4 protein-coding genes and 1 pseudogene are annotated in these 3,680 nt (G+C 40.4%); 3 read left to right on the top strand and 2 right to left on the bottom strand.

Annotation, left to right across the window (positions count from 1 at the left end):
- Window positions 1–231 (bottom strand): annotated as a pseudogene (locus EKC99_RS15095) (RNA-guided endonuclease TnpB family protein); the annotation flags it as partial.
- Window positions 232–543: 312 nt separating this feature from the next.
- Between EKC99_RS15095 and EKC99_RS16170 the strand changes: the two are divergent.
- Window positions 544–918, top strand: coding sequence for a helix-turn-helix domain-containing protein (locus EKC99_RS16170; protein WP_240468903.1), 375 nt, complete (start codon window positions 544–546; stop codon window positions 916–918).
- Window positions 919–936: 18 nt separating this feature from the next.
- Entirely contained in the window at window positions 937–1,602 is a 666-nt protein-coding gene (locus tag EKC99_RS16165; RefSeq protein WP_240468902.1) for an IS630 family transposase, read from the top strand.
- Window positions 1,603–1,757: 155 nt separating this feature from the next.
- On the opposite strand, the gene hmpA is transcribed toward EKC99_RS16165, so the two are convergent.
- On the bottom strand, window positions 1,758–2,987 hold the full coding sequence (gene hmpA / locus EKC99_RS15085; RefSeq protein ID WP_163152626.1) for an NO-inducible flavohemoprotein: 1,230 nt from the start codon (window positions 2,985–2,987) through the stop codon (window positions 1,758–1,760).
- Between the two features lie 171 nt (window positions 2,988–3,158).
- On the opposite strand from hmpA, the gene EKC99_RS15080 reads away from it, so the two are divergent.
- A complete protein-coding gene (locus tag EKC99_RS15080; RefSeq protein WP_163152624.1) occupies window positions 3,159–3,599 on the top strand; it encodes an Rrf2 family transcriptional regulator in 441 nt (146 codons plus the stop codon).
- Window positions 3,600–3,680: the final 81 nt, after the last annotated feature.

Below are 3,680 nucleotides of genomic sequence, written 5' to 3'. Positions count from 1 at the left end.
GGCGGATTGAGCCATTGGCATCGCTCGATAGTCTGCATCCATTCCTTCCGTTTTGAGCAGTTTGTCTAGCTTGTTGTAAGAAAGATACGTGCCGTGTTGAAAAAACGTTTGCCTGACTTGGTAGTTGGCGAAGTTATATAAGTTTTTCGATCGAAAACAATACTCGTCGATCATCGGATAATAGGGATGGTTTGGATAAATGATGTGCTTTTCCACTCGGTTCGCCATCATGATCGTTGTTCACCTCGCTTTCTCTTTTACTATATATGTTCATCAGAGAGCCATGCAATAAGATGTAAAGATAATCAAAAAAGAAGTGTAATCTCAAATATATTTTATCAAAATGTTTAATATATTTTTACGATTGAATGAAAAAACAGAACCATATAAACACAAGTCCCCACCATATGAATCGATTTGTTTGTGTCATTATTCAAACCCTTTCTATATACATGCACTTTAAGATGATGACTTCTGTATGAACACCTTTTTCCATGGTTATACTGCTCCTACATACCCACGTATAAAAGGAGCGGAAATGACATGAAACGTCTGAAAATCACAAATGATCACGGTTGGACACCTCGAAAACTTCGGAAACAAGAACGGAAAATCAAAGATGCTTCTCTTCGTGTTCGAGTGACTACCGTTCGCCTCGTCATGGAAGGGTTTCTTGGCAAAGATGTCGCAAAAATGGTCAATTTATGCCGCCAATCGGTTGCCCTCTACGTCGCACGCTTTAATGAAGGTGGGCTCGATCATTTACTCGATCGTCGCTTGCCGCCTGGTCGCGTGCCATTTCTTACAGAAGAACAACAACAGGAGATCACACAACTGGTATTAACCACCACTCCTGTGGATGTCGGGTGGGGCATTTCTTCGTCATGGAACACACGTATATTACAGTCCTACATCTAACAAACCTATGGTGTTTCGATGTCACGGGAAGGCATTCGGAAGTTGTTGCGTCGTCTTCGCTTGTCATGGACACGCCCGACCTATAAGCTTGTCAAAGGCGATCCAGTACTTCAAGCGGCCTTTGAAAAAGAACTCGAGTTTATAAAAAAACGAATCACGGAAGAAATCGTTCTGCTTCATGTCGATGAGAAGCATGTTCGCGCCTATCAAGCGCTTCGTACGACATGGGCAGAAGTAGGGAATCAAAAACAAGTGCCAAGCTACGGTCACCACGCCCACGTATCTATTTTTGGCGCAGTCGATGTGCAACAAGGGGATGTCGTGTTTCATCGCGCATCATCCGCCAATGCCGAAACGTCCCTTGACTTTTTACGCCTGTTAAAAGAGAAATATTCTGACCGATTCATCGTGCTTGTGTTGGACAATGCGCGTATTCATCATGCCAACATGGTACAAGCTTTCCTTCAAAGCAAAGAAGGCGATGCGTTTCATTTTATTTTTCTCCCGCCGTATTCGCCTCATTTGAATCCGATTGAACGGTTGTGGAAGTGGCTGAAAGATGAAGTCATCGCTAACGTCTTGCATAAAGATCAAAACGATATTGCCCAGTCGATTACTCGGTTTGAACAACACGTCTTACAGCACCCAGATGAGGTGTTACGTCGCATCGGGTGTGCTGCGTGAACTAGAGGTTAAAATGTCAATTTGGATGTATATACATATCAACATCTATACACTATTTTACCATTTTCTCCTCTGTTGTACGAAAAAAAATAAAGGTGCCCAACAAGAGCACCTTTCCATATCAATATCTACATATATCGTAGCCCTGAATCATTTTATAATTGGCTAGCAGGACCAAAAAATTCATAATGAATGTGTTGTTCGCTTATTCCGTTTTCACGAAGAGCATCTTTCACAGCTTTCATAAACGGAATTGGACCGCACATATATACATCGACATTCATTTGTTTGATGACACGCTGTAACAACTGTGCATCAACCAATCCGGTCTTTTCAAAATGTGGATGGTTGCAGTCTTCATTTGATGGCTGCTCATAACAAACATGATAACATACGTTCCCTTGTTTGACGAGTGCGCGCAACTCTTGATCAAACGCATGAACACGTCCATGAACAGCGGCACAAACGAACGTAATCGGGCGATTCGGCTGTTGTTTTACAACTGCCTTTGCCATACTTAATAACGGTGTAATACCTACACCACCACTCACAAATACAACCGGTGTTTCTTTGCTCATATCAATCGTAAAATCACCAGCTGGCGCGCTTAATTCAAGCACGTCCCCTTCTTTCACATGGTCATGCAAATAATTCGATACAATACCAGCAGGTTTTTGATTTGTTTCAACTTCACGTTTCACACTGATGCGGTAATACGGTTGCCCTGGCATATCCGACAAACTATATTGACGAATGTGCGTATATTTTTCGCTCGGAATTTGTACTTTCACACTCACATATTGACCGGGAAGAAAATCGCTTATTTCCCCTCCATCTTGCGGAACGAGATAAAATGATGTAATAACATCGCTTTCTTTCACTTTTTTCTGCACAACAAAAGGACGAAAATCAAACCATCCACCTTGTTTTTTCGCTGCCTCATCGTACATTTGTTGTTCTACTTGAATAAATACATCAGCAATGACTCCATAAGCTTCACCCCACGCTTCAATCACTTCATCTGTCGCAGCGTCACCAAGCACATCTTTAATCGCAAGCAATAAATGTTTGCCGACAATCGGATAATGCTCCTTTTTGACACCTAAACTACGATGTTTATGACCAATTTGCTTCACAACAGGTAAAATGTCTTCTAAACGGTCAATGTGCTTCGCTGCGGCATATATCGATGCTGCTAACGCCTTTTGTTGTCTTCCTTGTTTTTGATGAGCATGATTAAAAATGTTCAATAACTCCGGATGATTAGCAAACATCAGTTCATAAAAGCGACGTGTAATTTGCTCCCCATATTGTTCTAATACAGGTACAGTAGATTGAATGATTTGTATCGTACGTTCGTTTAATAAAGATTTTGTTGCACTCATTGCACATATCCCCCAAAACATGTATTTAATATACATGTTTATTGAATCATACAACGAACAAAAAAGCAATATATAAAATACATGTTTTTTATTACTACTTCATTACATGACGGAAAAACTGAAGAATGTGCTACTATATAAGTAAAATAAAAATGAAAAGGTGAAAAAATTATGCAGTTGACGAACTATACAGAATATGCGCTACGAGTTCTTCTTTTTTTAGGTGCGCTAGAAGAAGGAGAAAAAACAAATATAAAAGAAATTTCTCGTACGTTTTCCATTTCGGAAAATCACCTTAGTAAAATCGTATACGATCTCGGGAAACTCGGTTTGATTGAAACGATTCGTGGACGAAACGGCGGCATTCGCCTCGCTAAAAAACCAGAAGACATCCGCATTGGCGCTGTCGTTAGGCAAACGGAAGATAATTTATCGCTCGTTGAATGCTTTGCCGCTCACGGAAATGACTGCATTATTACACCCGTTTGCCAACTGAAACATGTGCTTCATGAAGCATTGCAAGCATTTTTACAAACGCTCGATGCCTATACACTTGCTGACTTATTACAAAATAAACAAACGTTAAAAACGTTCTTTCATTCGTATGAGTAAAATGTTTGTGGGAGAAAAAAAGACAGGTTCCTGATTTGGTATAATCAGGAACCTTTCCGATATGTAAGTAAAATAGATGAA

It is taken from the genome of Anoxybacillus sp. MB8 (assembly GCF_011006755.1).
Taxonomy (GTDB): Bacteria; Bacillota; Bacilli; order Bacillales; family Anoxybacillaceae; genus Anoxybacillus; species Anoxybacillus gonensis.
This window is presented reverse-complemented; position numbering and strand designations above follow the sequence as displayed.

Bases quoted from the DNA above. Each gene is read 5' to 3' on its own strand.
- EKC99_RS16170 (WP_240468903.1), top strand. From the start codon at position 544: ATGAAACGTCTGAAAATCACAAATGATCACGGTTGGACACCTCGAAAA.
- EKC99_RS16165 (WP_240468902.1), top strand. From the start codon at position 937: ATGTCACGGGAAGGCATTCGGAAGTTGTTGCGTCGTCTTCGCTTGTCA.
- hmpA (WP_163152626.1), bottom strand. From the start codon at position 2,987: ATGAGTGCAACAAAATCTTTATTAAACGAACGTACGATACAAATCATT.
- EKC99_RS15080 (WP_163152624.1), top strand. From the start codon at position 3,159: ATGCAGTTGACGAACTATACAGAATATGCGCTACGAGTTCTTCTTTTT.